The sequence below is a fragment of the Halorientalis salina genome (assembly GCF_005049285.1).
Taxonomy (GTDB): Archaea; Halobacteriota; Halobacteria; order Halobacteriales; family Haloarculaceae; genus Halorientalis; species Halorientalis salina.
The window spans coordinates 42,734-56,397 of sequence record NZ_SOSC01000001.1; the positions used below are offsets into that span (position 1 = coordinate 42,734).

The 13,664-nt window shown below is 66.3% G+C and carries 13 protein-coding genes; 3 read left to right on the top strand and 10 right to left on the bottom strand.

Annotated elements, in window-relative coordinates:
• Positions 1-45: 45 nt before the first annotated feature.
• Positions 46-1,368, bottom strand: a complete 1,323-nt coding sequence (locus tag E2481_RS00215; protein WP_136715108.1) for a cobyrinic acid a,c-diamide synthase — start codon at positions 1,366-1,368, stop codon at positions 46-48.
• On the bottom strand, positions 1,365-2,375 hold the full coding sequence (locus E2481_RS00220; RefSeq protein ID WP_136715109.1) for a nicotinate-nucleotide--dimethylbenzimidazole phosphoribosyltransferase: 1,011 nt from the start codon (positions 2,373-2,375) through the stop codon (positions 1,365-1,367). Before E2481_RS00220 ends, E2481_RS00215 begins: the two co-directional genes overlap by 4 nt.
• Positions 2,376-2,508: 133 nt before the next feature.
• Between E2481_RS00220 and E2481_RS00225 the strand changes: the two genes are divergently transcribed.
• Positions 2,509-2,736, top strand: a complete 228-nt coding sequence (locus tag E2481_RS00225; RefSeq protein ID WP_136715110.1) for a DUF7385 family protein — start codon at positions 2,509-2,511, stop codon at positions 2,734-2,736.
• A gap of 12 nt (positions 2,737-2,748) precedes the next feature.
• Here E2481_RS00225 and rqcH read toward each other — a convergent pair whose 3' ends face one another.
• The 3 genes from rqcH to E2481_RS00240 all read right to left on the bottom strand — a co-directional run bounded on the left by rqcH (position 2,749) and on the right by E2481_RS00240 (position 6,917).
• The gene (rqcH, locus tag E2481_RS00230) at positions 2,749-4,929 is read right to left on the bottom strand and encodes a ribosome rescue protein RqcH (protein WP_136715111.1); all 2,181 of its coding nucleotides are present in this window, start codon (positions 4,927-4,929) and stop codon (positions 2,749-2,751) included.
• 76 nt (positions 4,930-5,005) lie between these two features.
• Positions 5,006-6,040, bottom strand: coding sequence for an NAD(P)/FAD-dependent oxidoreductase (locus E2481_RS00235; RefSeq protein WP_136715112.1), 1,035 nt, complete (start codon positions 6,038-6,040; stop codon positions 5,006-5,008).
• A 124-nt stretch (positions 6,041-6,164) separates the two neighbouring features.
• Entirely contained in the window at positions 6,165-6,917 is a 753-nt protein-coding gene (locus E2481_RS00240; RefSeq protein WP_136715113.1) for an MBL fold metallo-hydrolase, read from the bottom strand.
• Positions 6,918-7,042: 125 nt separating this feature from the next.
• On the opposite strand from E2481_RS00240, the gene E2481_RS00245 reads away from it, so the two are divergent.
• Positions 7,043-7,408: a hypothetical protein gene (locus tag E2481_RS00245; RefSeq protein WP_136715114.1), complete on the top strand. Its 366-nt coding sequence runs from the start codon at positions 7,043-7,045 to the stop codon at positions 7,406-7,408.
• A gap of 268 nt (positions 7,409-7,676) precedes the next feature.
• On the opposite strand, the gene E2481_RS00250 is transcribed toward E2481_RS00245, so the two are convergent.
• Positions 7,677-9,338 carry a tRNA uridine(34) 5-carboxymethylaminomethyl modification radical SAM/GNAT enzyme Elp3 gene (locus E2481_RS00250; RefSeq protein WP_136715115.1) on the bottom strand — a complete coding sequence of 554 codons (1,662 nt, stop codon included), beginning with the start codon at positions 9,336-9,338 and terminating at the stop codon, positions 7,677-7,679.
• A gap of 137 nt (positions 9,339-9,475) precedes the next feature.
• Between E2481_RS00250 and E2481_RS00255 the strand changes: the two genes are divergently transcribed.
• The gene (locus E2481_RS00255; protein WP_136715116.1) at positions 9,476-9,823 is read left to right on the top strand and encodes a hypothetical protein; all 348 of its coding nucleotides are present in this window, start codon (positions 9,476-9,478) and stop codon (positions 9,821-9,823) included.
• Positions 9,824-9,833: 10 nt separating this feature from the next.
• Here the strand turns inward: E2481_RS00255 and E2481_RS00260 are convergent, their stop codons facing one another.
• From E2481_RS00260 to E2481_RS00275, 4 genes are all read right to left on the bottom strand, one after another.
• Complete coding sequence (locus E2481_RS00260; protein ID WP_136715117.1) at positions 9,834-11,981, bottom strand: DHH family phosphoesterase; 2,148 nt, start codon at positions 11,979-11,981, stop codon at positions 9,834-9,836.
• A gap of 98 nt (positions 11,982-12,079) precedes the next feature.
• Positions 12,080-12,343: a hypothetical protein gene (locus E2481_RS00265; protein ID WP_136715118.1), complete on the bottom strand. Its 264-nt coding sequence runs from the start codon at positions 12,341-12,343 to the stop codon at positions 12,080-12,082.
• 47 nt (positions 12,344-12,390) lie between these two features.
• Positions 12,391-13,002, bottom strand: coding sequence for a YIP1 family protein (locus tag E2481_RS00270; protein ID WP_136715119.1), 612 nt, complete (start codon positions 13,000-13,002; stop codon positions 12,391-12,393).
• A gap of 64 nt (positions 13,003-13,066) precedes the next feature.
• Entirely contained in the window at positions 13,067-13,657 is a 591-nt protein-coding gene (locus E2481_RS00275; RefSeq protein WP_136715120.1) for an NADPH-dependent FMN reductase, read from the bottom strand.
• Positions 13,658-13,664 lie beyond the last annotated feature (7 nt).

Below are 13,664 nucleotides of genomic sequence, written 5' to 3' on the forward strand. Positions count from 1 at the left end.
GAGGTTCGAATCTCTCGCGGCGCGACCCGCAACCCTGGGAACCCGTTACTTCGTTCGCGGCTGTGTCCCGACCGCATCGAGAAATCGGTCGAACGCCCCGCTCTCCGGATGGACATGTGCATACGTGCCGACCGTTCGGTACTCCGTCAACCCGTCCTGTTCGTCGACGATGCCGTCGCCGCGTTCTACGTCGAAGGCGAACGTGGCGTCCCGGTCGACGCTCGCGCTGCTGTAGTGGAATTCGTGCCCACGAAGGTAGCTGCCATCAGATGCGGTCAGCGTGTCGGTCTTCGCCCGGAATTCCACGTGGTCGAGCGCCTGGTAGCGGTCGTGCATCTCCACGTCGGACGGGAGGACCCCGGCCATCTCGCCGCGCTGGCCATCGGCCGTCGTCAGCGATTCGCTGAGGGCCATCAGGCCACCGCACTCGCCCAGTACTGGGAGACCGTCGCTGGCCCGGTCGCCAATGGTGTCGAGTGCCGGGCTCTCCGCCAGTTCCTCGACGTGGAGTTCCGGATAGCCGCCGGGGAGGTACACCCCGTCGCAGTCGGGGAGGTCGTCGCCCGCCGTTGGGGCGAACGTCACCACGTCGGCGGCCTCCCGGAGCCGTTCGATCGTCGCCGGATACCGGAAGCAAAACGCCGCGTCGTCGGCGACCGCGATGCGTGCGTCGGCGCTCGCAACTGGTTCGTCGTCACCGGTCGATTCCGGCGGCTCACGGGCGATATCGAGCAACTGGTCGGTCCGGAGGGGCTCGCCGGCCCCGGACAGCGTCTCGTCGTCCAGCGGGGATTCCGACCCCATGTGGAGTCCGAGATGCCGGTCCGGGATCTCCAGGTCCGGGGTGGGCGGAATCCGACCGAGATAGGCGAGGTCGTCGGGGAGCGCGTCTCGGATGCCCTCGGCGTGACGGCCGCCGTGCGCACGCTGGGCGATGACTCCGGCAACGTCGATATCTCGGTCGATCGCGCTCGCATACTCCTGGAAACCCAGCGCCGTCGCGGCGACGCTCTCCATCCCGGCCTTGGCGTCGACCACCAGCACGACCGGGATGTCCAGCGCCTCGGCGACCATCGCCGTGCTGGAGCAGTCGCCGTCGTAGAGTCCCATAACGCCCTCGACGACGCAAACGTCGCCAGTACCGCGGTGATAGTTCCGCCGAAGTCCGTCCTCGCCTTCCAGCCACAGGTCCAGCGTCCGCGACGGGGTGTCCGCTACGACGGTATGATGGCTCGGATCGATGAAGTCGGGACCTGCCTTCGCGGGTTGAACGGCGTGGCCCGCGCCCTGCAGTGCGCGAATCGTCGCCAGCGTCGCGACGGTCTTCCCGACCCCGGATTTCGTCCCCGCCAGCACGAAACCCTTCACGGCTCCGCCTCCGTCACGTCGCTGTCGAGCAGCCGATCGTACACCGTCAGGACTCGCTGGCGGACATCGGCCATCGGCAGCGATGCCTGTTCGGCCAGTGCTAGCGCACCGCCCATTCCGACGCCCTCCTTGGCCTCGCCGGCGACGTAGGCGTTCGTCGCGGGATGGTCGATGGTCTCGAAGCCTGGGTCGGTCACGGTCACATCCACGTCGAGCGTCGACGCGGCATCCCGGAGCTCGATCGACTCGTCGTCGGCGACGAACGAGGTCGTCGCCAGCGAAATCGGTCCCTCGATCCCGTAGTGACGGGCAGCCGCGGCCGCGGCGAGCATCTGGGTTCCGCCCGCGAGCGTAACTGCCGTGTCGGACTCGACGAGACCCCGTATTAGCCCCGTCATCGTCGCCAGCACCGGATCGCCCATCCGGCGGAGGGCGACGTTCGGTTCCCCCGCCGCACCGCCGGGTTCGACGTCGCTCGCGGTCAGTCCCGCCGAGACGACCGACTCCTTCAGTTCCAGGGGGTTCTCGGGCAGCGACGAGGAGACGGTCGCTTCCTCGCCGAGCGCCCGTAGCACGCCCAGCGCCGTCGTCGTTCCGCCGGGAATCGTCTCCGCGAGGTACACCGCGTCGTCGGGGATCGCCTGCCCGAACTGCCGTGCAGCGGCGACGAGTCCCTGGGCCGCCGGCACGGGGTCCTGTTCGCGAACGTCGCCCCCCGTCCGCGCCCCGACCGTGACCGTCGGTGCTCCGCTCGGTTCCGCCAATCCGCCGTCGACCACGGTCACGTCGAGATGCAGTAGCTCCGCGACCGCTCGGGTGACGACGGCCGGCGTCGGACACCCAGTCGGGCTAACCGGCACCACCGGCGCGCGCACCGGCTCGCCGTACGTGACGATCTCGGCATCGGCACCTGGCGTGTGAACCATCGCCTCCGGGTCCGCGCCTGCGGCACTGATACCGTCGATGGCGGCCGTCTCTGTGGTGCCCGCGACAAGTACGAGACGCATCTACCAGTCCTCCGCGAGCCGAGTTGCTTCCATACTCGTTGCGTTAACACAAGTATACTTTAACTCATGTGCTCGCGGCCGCGGCGACTGTTTCGTCGGTTGATTTATACACGCCGGGTCGCCCATGTGAAACATGGAAGATTACGACGAACTGGTGTCATCGCTGACGCCGCGACAGGAGAGCGACTCGGTCAGCATCTACCAGAACACCGTCGGACTCGCGTGTCCGGCCTGCGAGGAGGCCTTCGACAACCTCATCGTCTGCAAAGCCGAGTTCAACTCGCTCGAACTCGACTTCGCGATGGACATCTGCACCGCTACCCACGACGGTAATCCGCTCCTTTTCACCCACAAGCACTGATCCGTCCGGTCCTCACTCCTCGACGATCCGACTCCCGCCCGGGGGCAGGAACTCCTGAATGCGGTCGGGGCTGGCGACTTTCCGGACGAACGTCTCGTCGGCGAACCGGCCCTTCAGCTCCCGGTAACACATCTTCGCCATGTCGTTTTGCGCGTACTGGCCGGGTTCGACACGGATTGCCGTCTCGGTGTCGGGGAGGATGGCCGTCGGCGGCCCGCCGATGACCCGGGTGTCCGGCTCACAGCGGATGCCGACCGCAACCTCGGCTTCCACGTCCCGGAAGTACTCGCGGTCGCCCCTGATAGCGAACCCGCCCTTTTCGAGGTACTCGCCGCTCTCCGGGGTTTTCGAGACCTGGTCGGGGTCGACCATGTACACGTCGTCGGCGAACTTCCCTTCCTTCCAGACCGACGAGTAGGCGAGCGCGAACTGTGCGGCCTCGTCGAGCGTCGACTGGGGGAAATCCACGTCACGGGCGGGTTCGCTGGGACCGGTGGCCTTGAGAATCGTCACCGGACCGCCGTGAGCCTGGGCGTGGAAGAACTTGTCGCCACCGCTCATGTACTTCTTGACCAGTTCCTCGTTCTGGTCGGCGTTGCGCCCGCCGATGACGAGGAAGTCGTCGCTGGTGCGGAACCAGCGGTACTCCTCGTACCAGTGTTCGGACTGGCGCACCGGAATCGACGCCTTCGAGAGCCAGTCGACGTCCTCGATCTCCTCGTCTTCCTCGGCCGGCTCCCCGTCGCTGTCTTCCTGTTCCCACTCCTCGCGGCGCTGTTCGATCTCCGCCAACTCCTCGCGCTGGTCCTCGATGGCGGCCTCTGCGCCCTCCTTTTTCTCCTCGATGCGTTTGGCCTCGGTATATCGCTGGTCGGCGTTCTTCTCGACGCCCATCGTCGTGTCGACCGTCACGCGGTGGTCACCGAGTTCGATGGTGACCGTCCCCTGGCTTCCGTCGACGCCCTGGACGGCTTCTGCGGCGTCGATCCCCTGTTCGGCCCCTTGCTCGAACTTCTCGGCGATGTCGTCCCAGGGCACGTCCTCGGCGCGTGCGGCCTGCACCGTCGAGAGGATTTCGTCGACGAGGTCGTAGTTCGCGTACAGGAGTTCGGCCTTCTCGCGTTCGGCCTCGGCCTCGGACTCGAAGTCCTCGATGGCACCCTCCTGCTGGGCGATGATGCGTTTTTTCTTCTCGATTTCGGCCTCGAAATCCGGTCGCTGGCGACTGCCGCCGGTGCTCTCGTCTTCCCCGGCCGCCTTGCGCTCGTCGGCGTCGAAGTTCGTATAGTAGTCGTCCAGCGCCTCGGTGAAGGTGTCGAAGGCCTCGCTCGGCCGGTCCTCGTACTCTTCCATCGGGATCGGCGTCACGTCGACGCGAGGCCCGCGGTCGCTCTCGTTCCCGTCGCCTTCCTCGTCCTCGCTGTCGTCACCCTCGCCGTCGTCCGGCGCGTAGTACACTCTCGGGTCGAGGTCGGCGCTGGCGATGCGATCCCGGAGGTCTTCGATGACGCGGAACAGCGCTTCGTAATCGGATTCGTCGGCGTCCGCGATGGCCTTGGTTTTCTCGACGCCGGCGCGGGTACACAGTTCCTCGCCCCAGAAGCCCCCGAAGTCCAGTTGCGTCGCGAGCGTGCGCACCACGTCGCTGTCCGAGTCGTCCATCCGGGCGACGAAGGCCTCGAAGTCTGCCGTGAGCGGATTGAAACGGGCGGAGGGGAACTCGTACTGCGAGCCGGGCGCGACGGTTCGGGATTTGAGTCGCACGGTTTCGAGGCAGTCGATCACCTCGCCGTTGGTGTCGAGGACGGCGACGTTCCCGTCCCCGAACAGTTCCGCGACGATGGTCGTGTCCTGGTCCTCGCGCTCGAAGTGGAACTCGACGATGCGGTCGAACTGGTACTGCTCGATGCCGACGAGGTCCGCCCCTGACAGGCGGTTCCGCAACATCATCGCGAAGTTCGGCGGCCGTCCCGGGGCGTCCGGGACGTTCTCCTGGGCGGCGACGCGAATGTGTTTGGTATCGCCCACGTCGACGAGCAGTTCCACGCGGCCCCGATCGAAGTCCCGGCACTTGAGCCGGACGAGGCCGTCGTCGTAGAGGTAGGCCTTGTCCGCCTTCGCGCCCTCGTAGCGCCCCAACTCGCCGGTCAGCGCCGCGAGGTCGACGCTGGTGAGCTCCCGCTTTCGGTCCATACTGTGGGGTTCAGCGGGCGCCCAAAGAGGGTGTCGTTCGGCCTTGGACAGTCCAGTGGGCGGGCTGACGGCGCATTCACGCCCTCCCAGCGATCCGCTCGCCGGTCTCCAGCCCACACCGGAGCGCGGCGTGAACGCGCGCCTCCCCCGCCACCCAGTCCCCGGCGAAAAACAGGTCGTGTTCCGTCGCCCGTTCGCGCAGGTCGTCGTCGAACGTCCCGTCAGGCTGGGCGTAGCGCCAGTGCTGGGTGTCCGTCCAGTCCGGCTTCGCCAGGTCGACGTTGTCTACCAGGTCGGCCACCAGATCCGAGGCCGCGTCCGTCAGTTCGGTGTCGGGGATGTCGTAGTTCTCGACCGACCAGTCGGGACTCATCTGGGCGACGAGCAGTCCCTCACCGTCCGAGACGTGGCCGTCCTTGCACCCTTCATTGGACACCCAGCCGACGTCGTGGTCCTTGTCCGTGTTGACCAGCGCGTAGTAGGGCCATTCGACCTCGAAGGGGTAGTGCAGGACGGCCGAAACGATGGTTCGATAGGGAATCCCCGCGGTTTTGCGCCGGAGTTCGCGGCAGAGCCGGTGTTCCCAGTTGGCGGCTCCGAACAGGTCGGAGGTCTGTGGGGCCGGGGGCGTGAGCAAGAGTGCATCGAAGGTGCCGAGGTTCGAGTTCTGGTCGTCCCGGAGTTGCCAGCCGCCGTCGGCGCGCACCGGTTCCTCGACGCGGACGCCGTTTTCGACCGTCGCATCGGTTTCGGCGAACAGTCGCTTCCCGAGTTGGGTGATCCCCGCCTCGTAGGTCCACTTGTGTTCGTCCGCGTCCCGTCCTTCCGAGATCGTCCCCTCGACGTCGAAGGTCCAGATCGGTTCCTCGATGTCCACGAGGCCGTCGTCGTCGATGGTCCCCGTGATGAGATCGGACACGCGGTCGTCGCCGGCTTTGACGTAGTTCGCCCCGTAGTCGTAGGTACAGCCGTTCTTCCGGCGCGTGGCCGCCCGTCCACAGACGCCGCGGCTCTTCTCGAACACCGTCACGTCGACGTTCGCGTCCCGAAGTGCGTACGCCGCGCCGGCTCCCGCGGCACCGGCACCGACGATCGCTACCTCGTCAGTCATAGCTCGAAAGTCGGCCCCGACCGTGAGAAAACTTCCGTTCACTCGTACGGCGTACTGTCGCTGTGTACTCCTCCAATCGCCAGCGGTTGGCGATTGATGCGGCGAAGACCGACAGCAGTCCGTCTCAGAGCGTCTCTGCCAGCCGACGAACTGCGTCGGCTCCGCCGCGGATCAGCGGCGTTCCGTGTCCCATGCAGGCCAACTCGAACTCACCGGAGCGATCAGAAAACCGTCGGATACTCTCCCCGATCCGGTCCATGTCGTAGGAATCCAGCCAGAACGGCGGCGTCAACTCGCCCTCGTCCTCCCAGACGAGGTCGCCGAGAAAGGCCGCTCCCTCGTCGTGGACGTAGACAGTGTGACCGGGATTGTGGCCGGGCGTGTGGTAGGCCGTGAACCGGCCGATCCGATCGCCGTCAGCGACGGACTCGACGGTCACGTCGTCCGGGAGCGGCGCGACGTGGCGGACGAGGCGGTGGAACAGCCCCTTGTGGTGGAGCAGTCCGGGATCGTCGCTCCCGTCCAGCAGCCGCACGTCGGCCCCACCCAGGTACACTGGTGCCCGCAACTCGTCTTCGATGCGGTTCAGCCCCATCGTGTGATCGAGATCGTAATGCGTCAACAGGACGCGATCGACGTCGCCGACGCTGTACCCGGCGTCCGCGAGTTCCGAGCGGATGGGCTTGAGATTCCAGAACAGTCCGGCGTCGACGAGCGTGACGCCACTCTCGTCGGCCGCAGTCGTTCCGCCGTCCGCCGTCTGCCCGTCCCCGAAAATCGAACCGTCGGTATCGTCGACGAGATAGGCGTTCGTCGCAAGCGGCGGGAGCAACCCCAGATCCAGAAACCACACGCCGTCAGCCAACTGCGTTGCCATCGCTCGGTCTTAGGGCCCGGAGCGGAAAAAGTCGCTCCCTGGATACGTGTCCAGGTCACGACGCTGGCATCGGTCTCTCGCCTCCCATCTCGGGGCTTCTTGACGCTGGCGTGGGTCCGACCCGTATGAGACGGAAACTCTACCTCATCGCCGGCCTCGTTCTCGCGGTCTCGTCGTTCCCCACGCTCGTACTCATCCCCGACCTCTCACTGCTGGACCAGGTCGGTAGCGCCCTCACTGGCCTCGGCGGCCTCCTGTTCGTCGCCGCCGCACTCAGTGACCGATCCGTACTCGACTCCTCGTCCGTCGAGTGGTTCCACCTCGCGGGTGCCGGCGATATCGCGATCGGCCTCGGACTGCCGACCTCGCTGGCGGCGACGAGCGACGATATCGTCCTCGTCGGGGCCGCGTCCCTCGCCGGCCTCGTCCTCGTCATCATCGGCATGGACATGCTCCGCGGCGGCGAGTACGTCGACGTCAGCGGCCGCTGAGAACCCTCGGACGCTACAACCGCTTCGAGACGTACGGTCCGTCCGTGCATGACCTTTTTCGTCGGCGGGGTCGCTCACTTCGTTCCCGACCCTCTTCTCGCAAAAGCTGTTCCCGCGAGCTTGCGAGCGGGAGCTTGTCAGAGCTTGCTCTGACAGTGGACCAAAACGGCCGCTCGCTCTCCGCCTCGCGGCTTCGCCGCTCGTCCGTCCCGAGATGCTCGTTGTACTCGCATCTCGCGTCGCTCCCGGTACAACTGGTAACGACTGCCTACAGCCGCTTCGAGACGTACGGCCCGTCTTGCTTGTACCCGAGTTTCTCCCGGTAGTACTGCCGGACGCCGATCCCCGAGAGCACCGCCAGTTTCTCGTAACCGCCCTCGACAGCCAGGTCCTCGGCCTTCGCGAGCAGACGGCGACCGTAGCCGCGGTGTTGATGCTGGTCGGCTTCGCTCTGCTGGCCAACCCCGACTTGACTCCCGTACACGTGGAGTTCTCGGACGACAGCGGCATCGGCCAGTTCCCGCCGCACCGGGTTGTTCGGGAACCGAAGCCGACAGAACCCGATCAGCAGGTCTTTCTCGCGGTCCTCGAAGCTGATGAAGTGCTCGCGGCCGCCGCCGACCTCGTATTTCATCACGTCGAGTTCGACCTCCTCGGGTTCCTCGTCGTTCATGCCGACCTCGCGACAGCGGATGCAATCGCAGGTCCAGCCGTGTTCCTCCATCCGCTGGCGGGCCAGCTGTCGGAGGTTCGACTTCCAGACGCCGCCCTCGATGAAGTCCGCCGGGATGTCCCGCTGGACACGCTGGAGTCGCGTGTATTCCGGGATCATCGATTTGATCTCGGCGACCAGTTCGGCCGCCTGTTCGTTGCCCAGCGGCTCGTAGTCGCCGCGGTGATACATGTCGTACGTCGCGGTCCCCTCGACGATCAGCGTCGGGTAGATCTTGAGGAAGTCCGGCCGCCAGTCCGAATTCTCGAACAGTCGGCGGAAGTCCTCCAGACACATCTCCTCGCTCATCCCAGGCTGGCCGGGCATCATGTGGAAGCCGACCTTGAACCCCGAGTCCCGAAGCCGGCGGTTCGCGTCGAGGGACTCCTGGACGCCGTGGCCTCGGTGCATCTCGCGGTTGATGCGTTCGTAGGTCGTCTGGACGCCGACCTCGACTTTCGTCCCGCCCAGGTCGAGCATTCGATCGATCTGCTCGGGGTCACACCAGTCGGGCTTGGTCTCGAACGTCGTCGCGATGTTGCGGATCGAGTTCGTCTCGTTTTCCGCGATGACGTCCTCCAGATAGCGGAACTCGTATTCCTCGGGACTCTCGGCGAAGCTCTCACCCTCGGCGGGTTCGGGTTGGCTCTCCGGGTCGTAGTCGTTCATCGCCTCGATGGCGCGCTTGACGAACCACTCCTGGTAGTCATGAGAACGGGCGGTCATCGTCCCGCCCATCAGGATGAGTTCGACCTTGTCGACCGGGTGGCCGATCTCCCGGAGTTGCTCCAGTCGGAGCGTCACCTGTCCGTACGGGTCGTAGTCGTTTTGCTTCCCGCGTGCGGCCGCGGGTTCGTGACCGGTGTAGCTCTGGGCCGAGGAGAACTCCGAGTCCGGCCCGCCGGGACAGTAGAGACACTTCCCGTGGGGACACCGCTCGGGCGAGGTCATGATCGCGACCGGCGAGACGCCCGATGCCGTCCGAACGGGTTTGCGCCGGAGGACCTCCTCTAGCTCCTCGCGGCGCTCCAGGGGCGCGAAATCGAGGAGTTCGGAGTTCTTGGGGACCTTCGGCGCGGAGTACTCCGAACAGACCTCGAGTTTGGCCTTCTCGACGTCGTCGCGTTCGAGGTCGCCGGCCAGGATGCGGTCGACGAGTTCCTGACAGACCTGCTCGAAGGCCTCCGTCTCGGTCGGGTCGGCTGTCTCTGTACTCATTCGCAGTTGTGTTTCCATCGTCCGTTCGGCCGAATAAGCGTGTCGTCTCGCTCACCCCGTCGGGGGTCGACGCCGCCGTTTTCGTCCGTACCTATATTTCCCACCAGTCACAAGCACTGTCAGAGAGAGGCGTGTCTATGCAGGCCATCTGGGACGACGACGGGACGCTTCGGGAATCGTTCAGGTCGGACATGCGCGAACTGGCCGACCGGGCCAGCGGCGACCTCGAAGGCGACGACGAGTCGACGCTGTTCTGTTCGTTCGAGCCGACCTCGAACCGGTCGTCGATGCGCGTCGGCGTCTACTACGCCAACGGCCGCCAGACCCTCCGGTTCGACACCATCCGCGAGGAGATCGAACTGGCGATGGTCAATCACTACGAGATCGATCGGGCGAGACTCGTCATCGGCTCGGAGAAGGGCAGCCGAACGTTCAGCCTCGACGCCGCAAGCGGCGAGTACTCCGTCTCGAAAGAATCAGTGTAAGGTCGCCGCCTCAGATCTGGGCGACCACGGCTTCGAGGACCGCGTCCAGCACCGCGTCGCGCTCGCCCGAGAGGAACTCCAGGCACCCGTCGCGTGCGCTTTTTGCTGCCAGTCCCGCGTTGTCGGCCTGTTCCGACGCCCTCTCGGCGACGGCGCGAACGTCTACGTCGGCGTCGCTCCGGATGTACAGTTCGTCCGACGCGAGGCCGACGACGACGTCCGCGTCGTCGCGGTGGCGGCGGTGCAGTTCGTCGAGCAGGAGGTTCGTCGGCGGGAACTCGTAGCGGTGTGCGAACGCGTCCGTGTCGAGAACGATCACGTCGACGCCCTCGACCGTCCGGCGTTCGAGGTTGGCCTCTGCGGTCTCGACCTCCGCGTCGAGTTTCTCCCGGAACTGCTCGCTGACGTGGCCGGCCAGCCCGCGGTCGGCCTCGTTCTCGGGGAACAGGAGGTCGGCGATGAGTTCGCGCTTGTCCTCGTAGGACTGGTAGAACGCCTCCAGCGCGATCGCTTCGCGGATCTCACGGACCGAATCGGCGTCGTAGCCCGCGTCCGCTGCGGCCTCGACGTAGGATTCGGGCGTGTTCTCCCAGAAGCTCACGGCGGGGAGGTGGCCCAGTTCCGCGCGCACGTCCTCGTTGACGTGGGCCGCGACGGTGGCTGCCAGCGCGCTCGCGGTCGTGCGGTCGCCGTTGCCGGCCAGCGACGGCGACACCGTCGTCGAGACGGCGTCGACGACTTCCTCGTCTGCCTCCGCCGCGTCGACGACGACGCGGTCGGCCCCGTACACCGAGAGGAGGTCGAACCCGTCCAGGGACTCCCGGGTGGCACCGGCGGCGACGAACACGAACAGTGGCAGTTTCTCGTCGTGCCGCTGGCGGTTGTCGAGCATCCCCGTCACGTCGTTCGTCGCGTCTTCCATGTCGTAGACGCCGTCTTCGAGCGGGCGACGGTCGAAGTAGTGGTACTCGGCGTCGGCGGCACCGTGCTGCTCGCGAATGAGCGGGAGTGCGGCTCGCTCGATGGCGACACCGCCGACGTAGCCGTCGACGGTGGCGTTGTGTCGGACGACGACCGGGCGGTCTTCGAGGACCGCGCGCCGAACCGTCGTCGCGGCCTCGCGAACGTCGTCGAGGACCGCATCGACCGCGGGGTCCGCGGCGAGCGGCTCAACGTCCTCGGGGCGGGCGCGCTCGGTCAGCGCGTCGGCCATCCGCTCGGTTACCGTCTCACGCTCGTCGTCTTCGAGGACGACCAGCGCCTCGGTCTCGACCTGGAGTTCGCCGCGTCGCTCGCGAACCTCGCCGTCGAGTCGGACGATGTCCGCGTCCTCAACCTGGGGGTAGGCACGGACGCCCGCCTCTTTGAAGGCGGCACAGTCGACCGCACCCGACTCGTCGCGGACCTCGAACACCGTCGGCCCGCTCGTCTGGCGAATGTCCGAGATTTCGCCCTCGATACGGACGTCCTCGCCGACGCGGTCGTCGAGCGATCCGATGGTGACCAGTTCGAGGTCACCGCTCGCCTTTTCCTCGACGACTGCCTGGCCGCCGGAACCGCCACTTTCGGCGGTCTGTTCGCTCGTCGCTTCGGTCGTCGCTTCAGTCGTCTCGGCTGGCGTTTGGGTTTCCTCGTCGGATTCGTCGGCTGCTTCGCCTGACTCCCCGGCCGATCGTCGGTCGTTCGTCTCGCTCGACTCGTCCTCGACCTCGCCCACGTTGGTACGGACCGGACCGTCGTCGTCATCGTCGTCCGTGTCCCCGTCGTCAACCTCCGAGGCCAGCAGCGCGTGATCCTCGTCGGGATCGTCGATGAGCGTGCCGCGGAACTCCCGCTCGGACTGTCGGATCGACCAGCCGAGGTCGATGTTCCCGTTGTCTCTGACGTTCTTTACCTGGACGAACACGTCGTCGCCTGCGTCCCAGTCGAGGCTCTCGAGTCGCTGGTCGAGTTCGCTCCGGTGGAGCAGACCGGTCACCCGGTCGCCGATGTCGATGAAGACGCCGAACTCGGCGTAGCCGTCGACCGTGCCACGGTAGAACCGTCCCGGCGTCAACTGGTCTGCACTCGATCCGCGAAACTCGAAGACCGCGTCTTGCTGGTGTGTCTCGCAGATGTGTCCGTCGACAGACGTTCCGCAAATGATACAGCTTCCCATTAGGGTGTGCAAATAGACCCGGCCTAAAACTGTTGTCGAAACACGGCGCATATTGTGACTTCCTGCTGGGGACACGTCCCCCGAGTCCGAACGCCCCGCTACTCGAACACCGTCCCGTCGGCCTGGAGCGCTTCGAGGCCGCTGGCGACCGCCTCGGCCTGTTCGGGGAACAGGGCGATCTCGACTTCGTTGCCCTGGTCGTCGGCGAAGGCGAGTTTGACACGCTTGTCGCCGAACTCGCGAACGTCGACGGATTCGACGTCGTACAGCTTACTCGTCGCGGACTTGTTCGCCGGACCGACGTTCTTGATCGAGCCGTCCTTGAGTTCGACCATGAAGTCGTCGAGTTGCAGGCTCAGCATGAGGGTCGCTACGCGGGGCAGGGGTGAACCGTTTGGGGTCGGTCGCCTCACACCGGTACGGAGATCCCGGCCGTCGCCAGGAGGTCACCGACGGCGGCGAAGCCCCGGAACCCGTACCCGAAGACGATCGCGGCCGGGACGGCGGCGAGTAGCGCCGCGCGCGCCGTCCCGACACCGTGGACCTCGCTGGTGCCGACGACAAGCAACACCGTCCCGTACAGCGCACAGACCGCTCGCAGGGCCGGAATCGGTGGCCCGGCCAGCAGACAGGGCGCGATGGCGTAGGAGAGCACCTGCACCGTCTCGCTGACGCCGGCCCGGTCGGGCGCACCGGCCATCAGGACCAGCGTCTGGAGCGCGGCAGTCAGATGCAGCGTCGCGGGCATCACGAGCACGACCGCCAGCGCCAACCCGAGCGCCTTCGAGGCGAGGGGCTGCCCGCCGAACACCGGGTAGGCACCGGTCACGAGCGCCATCCGTGTCGCCTCCTCGACGAAGACGATCGCAGCAGCGAACACCAATCCCGGGGCCTGATCGCCTGGAGCGACGCCGGTCCGAAAGAAGCGCCGCGGGCGTACCAGCACTTCCAGCCACGCGCGAGCGACGGCAATCGGGCCCCTGTCGCGACCGCCCGTCGGGTTCTCGACCCACTGTGTCACACTCGCCAGTAGGGCGGGTCGGGGTTTGACGATTGCGGGTTCCGGTCGGAATCGACCGGTTCGGCTAGTCGTCGGCCCCGACGTTCTCGGTGCTCTCGAAACAGGCCGGCTCGGGTTCGATGTTCGCGTACTGCACGACTCGACGCCCGAGGACCGCGACGCGCTCGGCCGTCTCCTCGTCGGTCCAGCTCCAGTCCTCGGAATCACCTTCGAAGGCATTCGATGCGCGGGGGATCGCGGCCTGATGGGGAAGGACCCAGGCGTCGAGCGCACGGCAGACTGACCGGAGATGATCCAGCGCCGTAATGGGAAAACTCCCGCCCGCGACGGCGAGCAGGCCGACGGTCTCGTTCTCGAACTCGTCGAACCCGCAGTAGTCCAGCGCGTTTTTCAGCGGTGCCGAGTACGAGCCGTGATACACCGGCGTCCCGAGCAGAATGGCGTCGGCCTCGCGGACCAGTCGCGTGAACTCGGCCGCATCGCCGGCCTCGCCGCGGTCGGCGTCGTACACCGGGAGGTCCCACTCCCTGAGGTCGAGTAGTTCAGTGCTCGCGCCGATCCCTTTCGCTGCATCGAGTGCGTGCGTGAGTGCTTTCCGAGTGTGGCTCTCATCCCGCAGACTGCCGGTGATCGCGACGACGTGTGGCTCCGTCATGGTCTCG

Coding starts and splice junctions, on each gene's coding strand:
- E2481_RS00220 (WP_136715109.1), bottom strand. CDS start 2,375: ATGCGTCTCGTACTTGTCGCGGGCACCACAGAGACGGCCGCCATCGAC.
- E2481_RS00225 (WP_136715110.1), top strand. CDS start 2,509: ATGGAAGATTACGACGAACTGGTGTCATCGCTGACGCCGCGACAGGAG.
- rqcH (WP_136715111.1), bottom strand. CDS start 4,929: ATGGACCGAAAGCGGGAGCTCACCAGCGTCGACCTCGCGGCGCTGACC.
- E2481_RS00235 (WP_136715112.1), bottom strand. CDS start 6,040: ATGACTGACGAGGTAGCGATCGTCGGTGCCGGTGCCGCGGGAGCCGGC.
- E2481_RS00240 (WP_136715113.1), bottom strand. CDS start 6,917: ATGGCAACGCAGTTGGCTGACGGCGTGTGGTTTCTGGATCTGGGGTTG.
- E2481_RS00245 (WP_136715114.1), top strand. CDS start 7,043: ATGAGACGGAAACTCTACCTCATCGCCGGCCTCGTTCTCGCGGTCTCG.
- E2481_RS00250 (WP_136715115.1), bottom strand. CDS start 9,338: ATGAGTACAGAGACAGCCGACCCGACCGAGACGGAGGCCTTCGAGCAG.
- E2481_RS00255 (WP_136715116.1), top strand. CDS start 9,476: ATGCAGGCCATCTGGGACGACGACGGGACGCTTCGGGAATCGTTCAGG.
- E2481_RS00260 (WP_136715117.1), bottom strand. CDS start 11,981: ATGGGAAGCTGTATCATTTGCGGAACGTCTGTCGACGGACACATCTGC.
- E2481_RS00265 (WP_136715118.1), bottom strand. CDS start 12,343: ATGCTGAGCCTGCAACTCGACGACTTCATGGTCGAACTCAAGGACGGC.
- E2481_RS00275 (WP_136715120.1), bottom strand. CDS start 13,657: ATGACGGAGCCACACGTCGTCGCGATCACCGGCAGTCTGCGGGATGAG.